Genomic DNA, 14,433 nt, shown 5'->3' on the forward strand with positions numbered 1-14,433 from the left:
TGGCTCGGCCGTCACGGCCCCGCCTGATCGGCACTGTGGGGGGGCTCGAGACCGCACGCCCGCGCGGCCAGGGCGAAGCTGTGCAGGCGCGCGCCGTGCTCGAAAACGTTGGCGGTGACGATCAGCTCGTCGGGCCGGTGGCGCGCGACGAAGGCGCGCACCCCCTCCTCCACCTGGCGCGGATCGCCGACCACCGCACAGGCCAGCGCCTGCTCCACCATCGCCTTCTCCGCCGGCGACCAGAACGCCTCGATGTCGTCGATCGGCGGCGGGATCAGCCCGGGCTGGCCGCGCCGCAGGCGCACGAAGCTCTGCTGCTGGGTGGTGAACAGCCGCCGCGCCTCGGCCTCGGTGTCCGCGGCCACCACGTTGAGCCCGAGCATCGCCAGCGGCTGCGGCAGGCGCGCGGAAGGCCGGAACTCGCGCCGGTACACTGCCAGCGCCTCGTCCATGGCCGCGGGGGCGAAATGCGAGGCGAACGCGAACGGCAGCCCCATGGCCGCGGCCAGCCGCGCGCTGAAGAGGCTCGAGCCCAGCAGCCACACCGGCACCTCGATCCCGGCCCCGGGCACCGCGCGCACCGGCTGCCCCGGCTGCGCGGGCTCGAAGTAGCGCAACAGCTCGGCGACATCCTGCGGGAACGCGTCGGCGCTGTCGAAATAGCGCCGCAGCGCCCGTGCGGTGGCCTGGTCGGTGCCGGGGGCGCGGCCGAGCCCGAGGTCGATCCGGCCCGGATACAGCGAGGCCAGGGTGCCGAACTGCTCGGCCACCTGCAGCGGCGCGTGGTTGGGCAGCATGATGCCGCCGGCGCCGACCCGGAGGGTCGAAGTCCCGCCGGCAATGTGGCCGATCAGCACCGCGGTGGCGGCGCTGGCGATGCCGGGCATGTTGTGGTGCTCGGCCAGCCAGTAGCGGCGGTAGCCGAGGCGCTCGGCGTGGCGCGCCAGGTCGAGCGAATTGGCGAACGCGGCGGCGATGTCGCTGCCTTCGGTGACGGGCGCGAGATCGAGGATCGAACAGGGGATCATGGGCTGGGGCGCAGGCCGGGCCTTCCATGATCGTCCGGGAGGCCGCAGCGTGGCGTGCACGGCGGCGGAACGCTGCGGTCCGGGAGGCGCTGCATGGCACAATTCGCGCCCTCGCGGGCCCCGCCGGGCTGGAGTCGTACCTTGCGTCAAGGCATCCACCACCCCGCCAGGTTGATCCCACTCGGTTTCCTGGGCCTGATCGCGCTCGGCACGGTCCTCTTGATGCTCCCGGCGGCGCGCGCGGGAGCCGGGTCGGCACCGCTGCTCACCGCGTTGTTCACGTCGACGTCCGCGGTCTGCGTGACGGGGCTGATCGTCGAGGACACCCCCGTGTATTGGTCGCTGTTCGGGCAGTGGGTCATCCTGGGCCTGTTCCAGACGGGAGGCTTCGGCATCATGACCGGCGCCACCCTGCTCGGCCTGCTGGTGGCGGGGCGCCTCGGCCTGCGCACCCGCCTGGCGGCGCAGGCCGAAACCAGAAGCCTGCAGCTGGGCGACGTCGGCGACGTGCTGCGCATGGTGGTCCTGGTGACGCTGACGGTCGAGGGGCTTGCCACCGCGGCGCTGGCGCTGCGGCTGCACTTCGCCTACGGCCAGCCGTGGGGCACGGCGCTCTGGGAGGGGTTCTTCCACGCCGTGTCGGCCTTCAACAATGCCGGGTTCTCCACCCGCAGCGACAGCCTGACCGGCTGGGCATCCGATGCCCTGGTGATCCTGCCCATCACCTTCGCGGTCCTCCTGGGCGGGCTCGGATTCCCGGTCCTCAACGAGCTGCGGCGCAAGCCGTTCGCCTTCAGGCAGTGGTCCGTGCATACCCGGCTCACCCTGCTGGGCAGCGCCCTGCTCATCGGCGGCGGCGCGCTGCTGATCGGCGCCTACGAGTGGAACAACCCCGCCACCCTTGGCGCGCTGGAAAGCGGATCGCGGGCGCTAGGCGCCATGTTCCACTCGGTGGCCGCGCGGACCGCTGGGTTCAACACGGTGGACGTGGGCGCGATGCACGTGGAAACGCAGGCCGTCAACTGGGCGCTGATGTTCATTGGCGGGGGAAGCGCCGGGACCGCGGGGGGCATCAAGATCACGACCTTCATGCTGCTCGGCTACGCGGTGTGGGCCGAGGTCCGCGGCAGCGCGGATACCGTGGTGTCCAGGCGGCGGATCCCGCACCAGGCGCTGCGCCTGGCCTTGGCGGTGGTGCTGATGGCGCTGACGGTGCTGGCGTTCGGTACCCTGGCGCTGCTGAGCGTGACCGATCTCGAGGTGCACGACGCGATCTTCGAAGCGGTCTCGGCTTCGGCCACCGTCGGGCTGTCGACCGGCATCACCGGCGAACTGCCGCCGGCGGGTCAGGGTATCCTGATCGCGCTGATGTTCATCGGCCGCGTCGGCTCCGTCACTCTGGTCACGGCGCTGGCGCTGCGCCGGCACCGGCAGGCCTACCGCTATCCCGAGGAGCGCCCGATCGTTGGCTAGGACACCGCATTCCGACAACCGCGGCGACGGCGTCGCCGTCATCGGCCTCGGCCGCTTCGGCAGCGCCGTCGCCACCTCGTTGCTGCATCTGGGTCACGAGGTGCTGGGCATCGACGAGAACCCCGAGATCGTGCAGCGCTGGTCCGACCGCCTGACCCACGTGGTCCAGGCCGACAGCACAAGCACCGAGGTGCTGCGCCAGCTCGGCCTGCGCGATTTCGGGCGCGCGGTCGTGGGGATCGGCAGCGACATCGAGGCCAGCGTGCTGACCGTGCTGGCGCTCGAAGAGCTCGGCGTGGCCGATATCTGGGCGAAGGCCACCAGCGCCAAGCACGGTCGCATCCTCGAGCGAACCGGCGCCCACCACGTCGTCTACCCGGAGGCCGCCATGGGCGAAAGGGTCGCGCACCTGGTGACCGGCCGGATGATCGACTTCATCGAGTTCGACGACGGGTTCGCGATCGCCAAGACCCGGGCGCCGCGCGAGGCCGTGGACAAGACGTTGAGCGAATCGGCATTGCGCACGCGTCACGGCATCACCATCGTCGGCCTCAAGCGGGGCCGCAACGACTTCACCTACGCCCGGGCCGAAACCATCGTGGAGGATGGAGACATCCTGATCGTCTCGGGCGCTACCGCGCTGGTGGAGCGGTTCGCGGCGCTGGACTGAGCCGGGCAACGGCGCCCGGCGCATAGCATCGGGACAGACGGCACCGCTGCGCGGCGAATGCCTCAGATCTCGACCTGCGTCCCCAGCTCCACCAGCCGGTTGCCGGGGATGCGGAAGAAGCCCGAGGCGGGCGCGGCGTTGCGATGCATCAACGCGAACAGCCGCTCGCGCCAGACCGGCATGCCCCGTCGCGCTGCCGCGATCACCGTTTCGCGGCTGGTGAAATAGGTGGTATCCATCGGATCGAAACAGATCCCGCCCTCTTCGTCCCCGCTGCACATCAGCGCGAGCGGCACGTCCGGCGTTTCCATGAATCCGAAGCGGATCAGCACCCGGTAGAAGCCGTCGCCGATCGCCTCGATCTTCAGCCGCTTGTGCGAGTACGGCACGCTCAGCGTCTCGACGGTGAGGATGACGTTGCGCTCGTGCAGCACCTTGTTGTGCTTGAGGTTGTGCATCAGCGCATGCGGCACCACGCCCTTGTCCGCGGTCAGGAAGATCGCCGTACCGGGCACCCGCGTGGGCGGCGCCAGCATCAGCCCCGGGAGGAACGTGTCAAGGCGGATGCCCTCCTTCTGCATCTCCTCGCGCAGCACCTGGCGGCCGCGCCGCCAGGTGCGCAGCAGGGTGAACAGCAGGACTCCCAGCACCACGGGGAACCAGCCGCCCTGCAGCACCTTGGCGATGTTCGCGGTGACGAAGGCCGCGTCCATCACCAGGAACAGCGCGCACATCGGCAGGACCCAGCGGCGCCAGCGCGGCCACAGCGCGCGCGCGACGATCGCCAGCAGCACGGTATCGATCAGCATCGTCATCGATACCGAGATGCCGTAGGCGGTGGCGAGCGCCGAGGAACTGCGAAAACCCAGCACCAGCGCCACCACCACCGCCATCATCGACCAGTTGATCGCCGGGATGTAGATCTGGCCGATGGTCTCCCGCGAGGTATGCAGGATCTTCATCCGCGGGATATATCCCAGCTGCATCGCCTGCCGCGCCACCGAGAACCCGCCGGTGATCACCGCCTGCGAGGCGATCACCGTGGCGGCCGTGGCCAGGAACAGCATCGGGATGCGGCCCCATTCCGGCACCCCGATATAGAACGGATTGCGGATCGCCGCCGGGTCCTCGAGCACCAGCGCGCCCTGGCCGAGGTAGTTCAGCATCAGCGAGGGCAGCACGAAGAAATACCAGGCGTAGCGGATCGGCTTGGCGCCGAAATGCCCCATGTCGGTGTAGATGGCCTCGCCGCCGGTGACCGCCAGGATCACCGCGCCGAGGATGAAGATGCCGCCCCAGGTGTGATCGACGAAGAACCGCGCCGCCCAGAGCGGGTTGACCGCGTTGAGGACCTCGGGCTCGTGCAGGATGTTGACCACGCCCAGCGCCGCCAGGGTGAGGAACCAGATAGCGGTGACCGGGCCGAACACTCGCCCCACCACTGCGGTGCCGTAGCGCTGGGTCGCGAACAGGCTGACCAGCACCAGCAGCGAGATCGGCACGATCCAGTCGTGCAGCCGCGGCGCGATCACTTCCAGGCCCTCGACCGCCGAGAGCACCGAGATCGCCGGGGTGATGACCCCGTCGCCGAAGAACAGCGAGGCGCCGAAGATGCCGAAGATGCCCACCAGGTAGGCCGATCTGCCGCCCTTCGGCAGCGAGCGCTGCGCCAGCGCCATCAGCGCCATGATCCCGCCCTCGCCGTCGTTGTCGGCGCGCAGGATGATGGTCACGTACTTGGTGGTCACCACCAGCATCAGCGCCCAGAAGATCATCGACAGCACGCCGAGCACGGTGTCGTGGTCGGCGACCAGGCCGTAATGCGGCGCGAACGCCTCGCGGATGGTGTACAGCGGGCTGGTGCCGATGTCGCCGAAGACGACGCCGACCGCACCGATGATCAGACCGAATAGCCCGATGTTGCCGTGGCCATGCGGCTGGCGCACGGAACTGCTGCTGGAACTGGACATTGCGGCCGTGGCGACAGGTGGGGGCTGTCAGCGAAGCGCGGACTTTAACGCTTTTCGGATGATGATTTCAGCGCCGTCGCCCTCGGCGGCGGCGGACCTGGCCATTTTCTGCGCTTCGGCGGGCTTGTAGCCGAGCTGCTGCAGGGCGATGGTGGCCTCGGAGAGCGGATCGGCGGCGATTGTCCCGGTGGACATCGCGCCGCCGGCGCCGCCCAGGCCGGCGGCGCGGTCGCGCAGCTCCACCACCATGCGCTCGGCGGTCTTCTTGCCGATCCCCGGCACCCGGGTCAGCGCGGTCACGTCGCCGGCCTGCACCAGCCGCGCGAACTCGTCCACCGACACCCCGGACAGCACCGCCAGCGCGATCTTCGCGCCGATCCCGCTGACCCGCTGCACGTCGCGGAACAGGCGCCGCTCCGACTCGTGCAGGAACCCGTACAGCGACACCGAGTCCTCCTTCTGCGCGTAGTGGGTGTACAGCGAGACCTCGCTGCCCGGCTGCGGCAGGTCGTAGAAGGTGCTCATCGGCGCCTCCAGCTCGTAGCCGACGCCGTGCACGTCGACGACCAGCCACGGCGGCTGCTTGTGGATCAGGGTGCCGCGCAGACGTCCGATCATGGGGTGCCTCCGAGCACGGAATTCGTGATTGATGATTCGTGATTCGCAAGAGCCAGCGCCCAGTGCGGCCGCGGAGGATACCGCCCTTCCCACTCACGAATCATCAATCACCAGTCACGGCCTCCGTCACTTTCGCCCCCAGGCCTCGCGCGCGCCCACGCCCAGGCGCCGCGCGCTGGCGCGCACGTGGGCATGGGTGATCGCGGCGGCCAGCGCGTCGGCGGCGTCGGCCTGCAGCTTGCCCTGCAGGTTCAGCAGGATCCCGACCATGTGCTGGACCTGCGCCTTGTCCGCGCCGCCGCGGCCGACCACCGCCAGCTTGATCTCCTTGGCGGCGTACTCGTGCACCGGCAGGTCGCGCAGCACCGCCGCGCAGATCGCCGCGCCGCGGGCGTGGCCCAGCTTGAGCGCCGAGTCCGGGTTCTTCGCCATGAACACCTGCTCGATGACCACCTCGTCGGGCCGGTAGCGATCCAGCAGCTCGCCCAGCCCGTCCAGCAGCAGCCGCAGCCGCCCGGGGAAATCCTTCGCCCCCAGCAACTGCACCGGCGCATGGAACACGTGCGTGGCCCGGCCGGCGGCGTCGACGTCGATGATGCCCACCCCGGTACGCTGCGAACCCGGGTCGACGCCCATGATCCGCACCGAAGCGCCGTGATGACCAGCCTTCGGCTGTTGAAGCGCGCTGGAGATCGATGATTGGTGATTGGTCATGAAAGCAGCGGCGCTGGCTTCGGCCCAGACGCCACCCGGCGCCCCCGCTGCTGCGAATCACCAATCGCCAGTCCCAGACCGCGGCCCCTAGGCATACGCATCCTCGCCGAGCTCGGCATTGGAGTACACGTCCTGCACGTCGTCCAGGTCCTCCAGCCACTCCAGCAGCTTCGCCACCTGCTGGGCGGTCTCGCCCTCCACCGCGACCGCGTTGTCGGCGCGCCAGGTCACCTCCGCCTGGTCGGCCGGCACGCCGGCGCCGGCCATCGCATCGCGCACCGCCTCGAAGGCCTCCGGCGCGCTCAGCACGTCGATCGAGCCGTCCTCGGGGTAGACCACCACGTCGTCGGCGCCGGCCTCGATCGCCGCCTCGGTGATCCTCTCCTCGTCGGCGCCGGGGGCGAAGCTCAGCACCCCGAGCTTGCGGAACATGAAGGCCACCGAGCCGTCGGTGCCGAGGTTGCCGCCGCACTTGCTGAAGGCGTGGCGCACGTCGGCCACGGTCCGCACCTTGTTGTCGGTCAGACAGTCGACCAGCACCGCCACCCCGCCGGGCGCATAGCCCTCGTAGCGGATCTCCTCGTAGCTCACGCCCTCCAGTTCCCCGGTGGCCTTCTTGATCGCGCGCTCGATCACGTCCTTGGTCATGTTGGCGCCGAGCGCCTTGTCGATCGCGGTGCGCAGGCGCGGGTTGGCGGCCGGATCGCCACCGCCGCCGCGGGCGGCCACCGAGATCTCGCGGATCAGCTTGGTGAAGACCTTGCCGCGCTTGGCGTCCTGGGCGTTCTTGCGGTGCTGGATGTTGGCCCACTTGGAATGACCGGCCATGAGTCCTTCGTCTTGCCTGGAAGCAGACGCGGATTATAGGCGGCGGAGCCGGATCGCCGCCGGCGGGCCGCTACCCCGCCGCGCGCCGGAAGCGCCCCCCGCGCAGGAACGCCACGGTCTGGACCAGGGCCGGTTGCGAAAACAGCAGGCCGCTGTGGCTGGCGGCGACCACGACGTGGTCGGCCAGGGCGGGAAGCCGCGTCTCCTCCACCGTGACGGTGCCGTCGTGGGGGCCGTCGAACCGGGCCAGCAGCGCGCCGAGGCCGCGCGGGATCCGGCCGGCGACCATGCCGACCTCGACCTGCGCCGGCCAGGAGGCGCAGCCGCGGCGCAGGATCGCCCCGCTGCGCCCCATGTACAGCGCGGTCGCGGCGCGGCGCGACAGTGCCATCGCCGCGCCGCTGCCACGGACCGGGGTGCCGAGGCAGACCACGCGCCGGACCGGCAAGCCGGGAATGGTCGCCAACGCATCCAGCGCCAGCAGGCCGCCCAGGCTGTGTCCGACCAGGTGCGCCGGCGGACCGTCGCGCAGGCGCGCCGCCAGCGCGTTGGCGGCGGTCTCCGGGCGGCCGACGATGCTGTGGTAGCCGCAGACCTCGGTGGCGAAGCCGCATCCGCGCAGGCGGCGCGCGAACCACAGCATCGCCGCGCCCGGCATCCACAGGCCGTGCAGCAGGATCACCCGCTCTGGTCCGCCGCGGTCGACCGGTCCGGTCGGGTCCTGGTGCAAGCACTGTCCTCCGGCGGGTGCGCGGAAACGAAAGGGGCGGCCTGCGGCCGCCCCCGGTACGCCATCTCAGTGGCAAGGATAGATGGCCATCGCCCGCGGTGGGCCGGCATTGCCCCAGGTGACGACGTAGCCGTCGCACTCGATGCGGCCACCGCCGATGGCGTTGCCGTTGCTGTCGTAGTTGGTCCACTCGCCCCATTCCTCGCCGAGGATCGGGAAGCGCGCGGAGGCGGTCCCGGCCACGACCAGCACGGCGGCGGTGGCGGCGAGTGCGAGCAGGGTCCTGCGGATACGGGTTTTCATGACGTTTTCTCCTTGTCTGCGGATCCCCCTTGCCCAGCCTAGCGCGGCGCGATCGCCGCGCGGCCACCTGAACAGCGACGGGGGTCGTGCTTTGGCGCATCCGGGGCGCGTCCACCCCCGGCGGGTCAGGGTTCGCGGCGGAGAATGTATTCGAGGTCCTGCACGCGCCCCACCGGGAAGCGGTAGTCGCCGACGCGCTCGAACCCGTAGCGGGCGTAGAACCGCTGCGCTCCGGGGTTCTCCGACCAGACGCCCACCCACAGGGGGCGCGGGCCGCCGCGCAGCAGCCAATCGAGCGCGGTCCGCATCATGCGTCCGCCCCAGCCCCCCGCCTGCCACGGTGCCAGCAGGTACAGCCGCTTGAGTTCGCCGTCGCCCGGCCGCACCGCCGGGTGCGGCAGCCCGCAGGGGCCGGCAGCGGCGTGGCCGACCGCTGCGCCATCGTGCTCCAGCAACCACACCGCATAGTCGGGGTGGGCGAGGATCGTGCGCTGGCGCTCGAGCGCATAGGCCTCGTCGAGGAACGTGCGCAGGTCCTCGGGCGGGTACAGGTGCCCGAACGTTTCGGTGAACGTGCGCGCGGCCAGCGTCGACAGCGCCGCCGCATCCTCGACCGTCGCGCGGCGGATGACCGGCGCGCTCATTGTCGGAGTCCCGGGCGGCACCCTCGCGCGCTGGGCAGGGCATACGCCGGCCCGCGGGCCGGCTCGTTACCCGCAACGGCTGCGGAACTGGGCGCCAGGGACGATTGCACCTTCCCTCCGACCCGCTACTGCTTCTTCAAGACCTGCACGTGCACTTCCGCCAGCTGCGCCTCCGGGATGGGCGAGGGCGCGCCGGTCATCAGGCACTGCGCGGTGGTGGTCTTGGGAAAGGCGATGACGTCGCGGATCGAATCGGTGCCCGCCATCAGCGCGGCGATGCGGTCGATGCCGAAGGCGATGCCGCCGTGCGGCGGCGCGCCGTACTTCAACGCGTCGAGCAGGAAGCCGAACTTGGCCTGCGCCTCCTCGGCGCCGATGCCGAGCAGCTCGAACACGGCCGACTGCATCGACGAGCGGTGGATGCGGATCGAACCCCCGCCGATCTCGTTGCCGTTGAGCACCATGTCGTAGCCGCGCGACACCGCGGTGCGCGCGTTGCCGCGCAGTTCCGCCTCGTCGTCGACCGCGGGCGCGGTGAACGGATGGTGCAGGGCCACGTAGCGGCCGGCCTCGTCGTCCCATTCGAACATCGGGAAGTCGGTGACCCACAGCGGCGCCCAGCCGTCGGCCACCAGGCCGAACTCGCGCCCGGCCCGGAGCCGCACCGCGCCCATGAAATCGCTCACCGTCGCGTACTTGCCGGCACCGAAGAACACCAGGTCGCCGCCGCCGGCGCCGACGTGCGCCAGCAGCGCCGCGAACGCGTCCTCGGCGAAGAACTTGGCGATCGGCGAGGACACCTCGCCGTCCTCCGCGAGCTTGGCCCAGGCCAGCCCCTTGGCGCCGTACTTCGCCGCATGCGCGGCGTACTCGTCGATCTGCTTGCGCGACAGCATGGCGCCGCCGGGAATGCGCAGCGCGCAGACCCGGCCGCCCTCCACCCCGGCCCAGTCGGTGAAGACCTTGAACTCCGAGCCCCGCACCTGGGCGTCGACGTCGACCAGCTCAAGCGGGATCCGCAGGTCCGGTTTGTCGGAACCGTAGCGGCGCAGCGCCTCGGCGTAGCTGATCCGGGGGAATTCGCCCAGCTCCACGTCCACCACCTCGCGGAACACGGCGCGGACCATCGCCTCGGTGGCGTCCTGCACGTCGCGCTCGGAGACCCAGGCGAACTCCATGTCGAGCTGGGTGAACTCCAGCTGGCGGTCGGCGCGCAGCGCCTCGTCGCGGAAGCAGCGCGCGATCTGGTAGTAGCGGTCGAAGCCGGCCATCATCAGGATCTGCTTGAACAGCTGCGGCGACTGCGGCAGGGCGTAGAACTCGCCCGGATGCATCCGCGCCGGGACCAGGAAGTCGCGCGCGCCCTCCGGCGTGGCCTTGGTCAGGACCGGGGTCTCGATGTCCTGGAAGCCGGCGTCGTCGAGCCAGCGGCGCAGCGCGCGCACCAGCCTGGTACGTACCCGCATCCGTCGCTGCATCTGCGGGGTGCGCAGGTCGAGGTAGCGGTACTTGAGGCGGACGTCCTCGCCGGCGTTCTCGTGGGCGTGGAACGGCAGCGGCTCGGCCTTGTTGAGCACCTCGATCCGGCGCGCGACCACTTCCACCTGGCCGGTCGGGATCTTCGCATTCGGCGATTCGCGCCGGCGCACCTGGCCGGTCACGCGCAGGCAGTCCTCGTAGCCCACCGCGGCGGCGGCGGCGATCACAGCGGCGTTGCCGTCGACTCCGGCTTCCGGCTCGGCCACCACCTGGACGATGCCCTCGTGGTCGCGCAGGTCGATGAAGCACAGCCCGCCCAGATCTCGGGCGACATCGGCCCAGCCGCAGAGGGTGACGGTCTGGCCGATCAGGGCCTCGTCGACGAGGCCGCACAAGTGGGTACGCATGGACGCTCCGTGGGGTATCGCCGCCCGGGCGCGGACGGAACCGCGCATTTTACCGGCTGGCGCGCCCACATTCCCGCATCGCGGGCGAATCTCCGCGCGGCGTCAGGGCGCGGCCGCGGGCTTCTCGGCGGGCTTGGGCTTGGCTTCGGGCTTGGCCGGCGCGGCGGCTGCGGCGGTTGCGGCGGGCTTGACGGTCGGATCCGGCTTGGCCCCGCCGGATCCGGCGCCGTCGGACTTGCCGGCATCGGTCTGCTTGCTGGCGCCCTCGCCTCCTTCGACGAGGTTGCGCTTCTTCTCGCCGTCCTTCTTGAAGTCGGTCTCGTACCAGCCGCTGCCGGCCAGGCGGAAGGACGGCGCCGTCAGCTGCCGCTTCACGGCCGCGGCACCGCACGCCGGGCAGGCGGCCGGGTCGGGGTCGGCGAGCTTCTGCAGCCGGTCGAAGGCGTGGCCGCAGTCGGCGCAGCGGAAAGCGTAGATGGGCATGATCGGAACGCTCCTGGAGACTGCCGCATTGTGGGGGCGGCTGCGCCCGTTTCAAGCGGCCCATGGCCGCGAAGGCCGGGGGACGTTGCGGTCGGTCTGGCGCCACACGCCGGCCGATGGATTCCTCATGGGCGCTGTGGTGGGGGGACGAAATCTCCTACGGTCGTGCCAAAGGCCAGATGCGGCTCAGGTCCCTCCGCCCCGACAGGCCCCAAACATACAAGCAGCCCATGGACGCGAAGGACGCGGGGTGCTCCGGCCGGGTGCGCGGCGATCGGGCATCGGCCACCGCGCCGGCCTTCGCGTGCACGCACGCTCCTACGGGCGGCGGCCACGCGGCCGCGGGAGGGATGGGTGGGGTCAGTCGCCCCAGGGGGCCGGGGGCGGGTCGACCGGCGTGCTCAGGTCGAACTCGACCTGGAACAGCCGGCCGCCGGGCCGCGACAGCTCGTACAGGAAGCGTCGGCCCGGTTCGATTTCCATCGCCCAGGTATTGGCGACCGAGGCCGCCAGGCCCTCGCGCTCGAACAGCGCCACCGATTCGGCGTCGACCGGAAATTCCTGGCGGCGGGCGCTGCCCTCGGCGGCGGTGTCGCCGCCGTACATCGTCACCGGGTCGTCGCTGCCGTCCTGGTGGCGGTGGTCGTGCTCGAGCCGCAGCCCCGAGGCCGTGCGGGTCAACACCCAGGTACGGGAGCGGTCGGCGCCGACGTGGAACGGGATCCGCAGCTCGCGCGCCGGCTCCTCGCAGCCGCGGACATGCATCACCAGCGCCTGGCCCTCGAACGCGTCGGGCTGGGGCGGGGCCGGCTCGTTGGCGACGATGCGGCCGGCGAAGGCCTGGCCGCAGTGCTGCGCCAGGCCGGCCAGAAAGGCGTCCGCCGGGGCCTCGCCGCCTGGGACGGGCACGCCGGCGGGCGCGCCGGCGGCTTCGTCGACGAAGTCTTCGGCGGCGGCGTCGGCGCGGGCGGCGGCGCCGTTGCCGGCGTCGGTAACCACGTTGCAGGCGGCGAGCGCGAGCAGCACCACGGAAAGGGGCAGGCGGGCGAGCAATCGGTTCATCGGGCCACCGTAACCACCTGGTACCGGTGCGGCAAGCGCTCCCGAGCCGCGGCGAACGCGCTTTCCGTCCGCGCCGGCCCCGCGCCGAACCCGGCACCCGGTGCCCGGGCCCGTGCCAGGACCCGCCAGGCGTCCGGCAGCGCGGCCGCGAGGTCCGCGCGCCGCGCCGGCGCCGCCCGGCGCGGGGCCCGCCGTCGCAGCGCCGGCCGACGCGCCGCCGCGGCAATGGCGGATTTGTCGCCGGCGTCCCTCGTACTCCTTGTGGGGATGGCCATTCCGGCCGCCGCGACCCAGGAGCGCCGATGCCCGCGCCAGGATCCGTTCGTCATGCCCGGCCGCGGGCCGCGGCCCCATGGCTGCTGGCGCTGCTGTTGATCGCGCTGGCGCCCGCGGCATCCGCCGCCGGCTTCCGCGTGGTGCTGGACCCGGCGGTCGCGGACGGCCCGGTCACCGGGCGCCTGATCGTGGCCGTGGCGCGGAGCGCGGCACCCGAACCGCGGCAGGCGATCGGACTCAACGGCCCGGCCGTGTTCGGGGTCGACGTGGACGCGCTGGCGCCGGGCGCGGAAGTCGTGGTGGGGGCGGACGCCGCCGCGTACCCGCTGGAGAGCCTCGACGCCCTGCCTGCCGGCGACTACCACGTCCAGGCGGTGCTGGTCCGCTACACCCGGCTCGATCGCGCCGACGGCCACCGCCTGTGGCTGCCGCTGACCGACCGCCGGGTGCCGTTCCACGCCAAGCCAGGCAACCTCTACAGCGCGGTGCAGCCAATGGTGCTGGGGCCGGGTGCCGCACTGGGGCCCGGCGCCGCGCCTGCACCGCTGCGCCTCGCCGCCAAGGTGCCCGAGCTGCCCGAGCTGGAAGACACCCCGTGGATCCGCAGGGTGCGGATCCGCAGCGACACCCTGAGCGCATTCTGGGGCGTGCCGATCCACGTCGGCGCCAGCGTGCTGCTGCCGCGCGGCTTCGACGAGCACCCGGACGCGCGCTACCCGGTGGTCTACGTGTTCGGGCATGGCGACGCGCCGTTCGGCTTCGATCCGGACCCGGCCAGCCACGACCAGGCCGCGGTGGCCAGGGCGCGGGACGCCAACGTGGAAACCGGCTACGAGTTCGCCCAGGCTTGGCAGGGCGACGATTTCCCGCGCGTGGTGGCGATCACCTTCGAGCACCCGAGCCCGTACTTCGTCGAATCCTACGCGGTCGACTCCGCCAACAACGGGCCGTACGGGGAGGCCCTCACCACCGAGATCATGCCGGAGCTGGAGCGACGCTTCCGCGGCATCGGCCGGCCCCACGCGCGCATCGTCGAGGGCGCCTCCACCGGCGGCTGGGAGGCGCTGGCGCTGCAGTTGCACTACCCGGAGTTCTTCGGCGGCGCCTGGGTGTTCAACCCGGACCCGATCGACTTCCGCAACTACCTGCTCAGCGACATCTACGCCGACGACAACATGTTCGCCGTGCCGGCCAACGAATGGCTGCAGGCCGAGCGGCCGTTCCGGCGCACCCGCGAGGGCCAGCCGCTGCTGGACATGCGCCACCTGGCCGCGTTCGAGGCGGTGCTCGGCTCGCGCGGGCGTTCCGGCTACCAGCTCGACATTTGGCAGGCCACCCACGGCCCGGCCGGCACCGACGGCTATCCGCGGCTGCTGTTCGACAAGCGCACGGGCGCGATCGATCGCGAGGTCGCCGCCTGGATGCGCGACAACGGCTACGACCTGAGCGCCTTCGCGCGCGAGAACTGGGCGCGGCTGGCGCCGCTGCTGCGCGGCAAGCTGCACCTGTTCGCCGGCGAGATGGACGACTTCTACCTCAATCTCGCGGTCTACCGCTTCGAACGGATGCTGCGCGAGGCAGGCGGCGAGGACTATCCAGCGCGCTTCGAGTACGGCCGGCCGATGAAGGGCCACAACTGGCACCACACCAGCTGGGCCGGGGTTGTGCGCGAAATGGCCGCGCACGTCGAAGCCAATGCCCCCGCGGCCGCTTCCGATTCCGATTCCGATTTCCGCGAAGGACCCTGA

General features: G+C 71.4%; 14 protein-coding genes. 3 read left to right on the plus strand and 11 right to left on the minus strand.

Annotated elements, in window-relative coordinates:
- Positions 1-11: 11 nt before the first annotated feature.
- On the minus strand, positions 12-1,028 hold the full coding sequence (locus tag QFW77_RS04575; RefSeq protein ID WP_280573128.1) for an LLM class flavin-dependent oxidoreductase: 1,017 nt from the start codon (positions 1,026-1,028) through the stop codon (positions 12-14).
- A 141-nt stretch (positions 1,029-1,169) separates the two neighbouring features.
- Between QFW77_RS04575 and QFW77_RS04580 the strand changes: the two genes are divergently transcribed.
- Together QFW77_RS04580 and QFW77_RS04585 are read left to right on the plus strand one after the other, a co-directional pair.
- Positions 1,170-2,501: a TrkH family potassium uptake protein gene (locus QFW77_RS04580; protein WP_280573129.1), complete on the plus strand. Its 1,332-nt coding sequence runs from the start codon at positions 1,170-1,172 to the stop codon at positions 2,499-2,501.
- On the plus strand, positions 2,494-3,171 hold the full coding sequence (locus QFW77_RS04585) for a potassium channel family protein (protein ID WP_280573130.1): 678 nt from the start codon (positions 2,494-2,496) through the stop codon (positions 3,169-3,171). The genes QFW77_RS04580 and QFW77_RS04585 overlap by 8 nt, the downstream gene beginning before the upstream one ends.
- A gap of 62 nt (positions 3,172-3,233) precedes the next feature.
- On the opposite strand, the gene QFW77_RS04590 is transcribed toward QFW77_RS04585, so the two are convergent.
- The 10 genes from QFW77_RS04590 to QFW77_RS04635 all read right to left on the minus strand — a co-directional run bounded on the left by QFW77_RS04590 (position 3,234) and on the right by QFW77_RS04635 (position 12,409).
- The gene (locus QFW77_RS04590) at positions 3,234-5,141 is read right to left on the minus strand and encodes a potassium transporter Kup (RefSeq protein WP_280573131.1); all 1,908 of its coding nucleotides are present in this window, start codon (positions 5,139-5,141) and stop codon (positions 3,234-3,236) included.
- Between the two features lie 27 nt (positions 5,142-5,168).
- On the minus strand, positions 5,169-5,759 hold the full coding sequence (gene ruvA, locus QFW77_RS04595; protein ID WP_280573132.1) for a Holliday junction branch migration protein RuvA: 591 nt from the start codon (positions 5,757-5,759) through the stop codon (positions 5,169-5,171).
- Positions 5,760-5,885: 126 nt separating this feature from the next.
- A complete protein-coding gene (gene ruvC, locus QFW77_RS04600) occupies positions 5,886-6,395 on the minus strand; it encodes a crossover junction endodeoxyribonuclease RuvC (RefSeq protein ID WP_280573205.1) in 510 nt (169 codons plus the stop codon).
- A 165-nt stretch (positions 6,396-6,560) separates the two neighbouring features.
- Positions 6,561-7,301, minus strand: coding sequence for a YebC/PmpR family DNA-binding transcriptional regulator (locus QFW77_RS04605; RefSeq protein WP_280573133.1), 741 nt, complete (start codon positions 7,299-7,301; stop codon positions 6,561-6,563).
- A gap of 70 nt (positions 7,302-7,371) precedes the next feature.
- Positions 7,372-7,959, minus strand: coding sequence for an alpha/beta fold hydrolase (locus QFW77_RS04610; protein ID WP_280573206.1), 588 nt, complete (start codon positions 7,957-7,959; stop codon positions 7,372-7,374).
- Positions 7,960-8,097: 138 nt separating this feature from the next.
- The gene (locus QFW77_RS04615) at positions 8,098-8,334 is read right to left on the minus strand and encodes a DUF6289 family protein (protein WP_280573134.1); all 237 of its coding nucleotides are present in this window, start codon (positions 8,332-8,334) and stop codon (positions 8,098-8,100) included.
- A gap of 125 nt (positions 8,335-8,459) precedes the next feature.
- Positions 8,460-8,978 (minus strand): GNAT family N-acetyltransferase, encoded by a 519-nt coding sequence (locus QFW77_RS04620; RefSeq protein ID WP_280573136.1) that lies wholly within the window; start codon positions 8,976-8,978, stop codon positions 8,460-8,462.
- A 125-nt stretch (positions 8,979-9,103) separates the two neighbouring features.
- Entirely contained in the window at positions 9,104-10,864 is a 1,761-nt protein-coding gene (gene aspS / locus QFW77_RS04625) for an aspartate--tRNA ligase (RefSeq protein ID WP_280573137.1), read from the minus strand.
- A 102-nt stretch (positions 10,865-10,966) separates the two neighbouring features.
- Complete coding sequence (locus tag QFW77_RS04630) at positions 10,967-11,347, minus strand: FmdB family zinc ribbon protein (protein ID WP_280573138.1); 381 nt, start codon at positions 11,345-11,347, stop codon at positions 10,967-10,969.
- A 360-nt stretch (positions 11,348-11,707) separates the two neighbouring features.
- Positions 11,708-12,409 carry a hypothetical protein gene (locus QFW77_RS04635; RefSeq protein WP_280573139.1) on the minus strand — a complete coding sequence of 234 codons (702 nt, stop codon included), beginning with the start codon at positions 12,407-12,409 and terminating at the stop codon, positions 11,708-11,710.
- Between the two features lie 302 nt (positions 12,410-12,711).
- Between QFW77_RS04635 and QFW77_RS04640 the strand changes: the two genes are divergently transcribed.
- Positions 12,712-14,433: an alpha/beta hydrolase-fold protein gene (locus tag QFW77_RS04640; protein ID WP_280573140.1), complete on the plus strand. Its 1,722-nt coding sequence runs from the start codon at positions 12,712-12,714 to the stop codon at positions 14,431-14,433.

It is taken from the genome of Luteimonas endophytica (assembly GCF_029887875.1).
Taxonomy (GTDB): Bacteria; Pseudomonadota; Gammaproteobacteria; order Xanthomonadales; family Xanthomonadaceae; genus Luteimonas; species Luteimonas endophytica.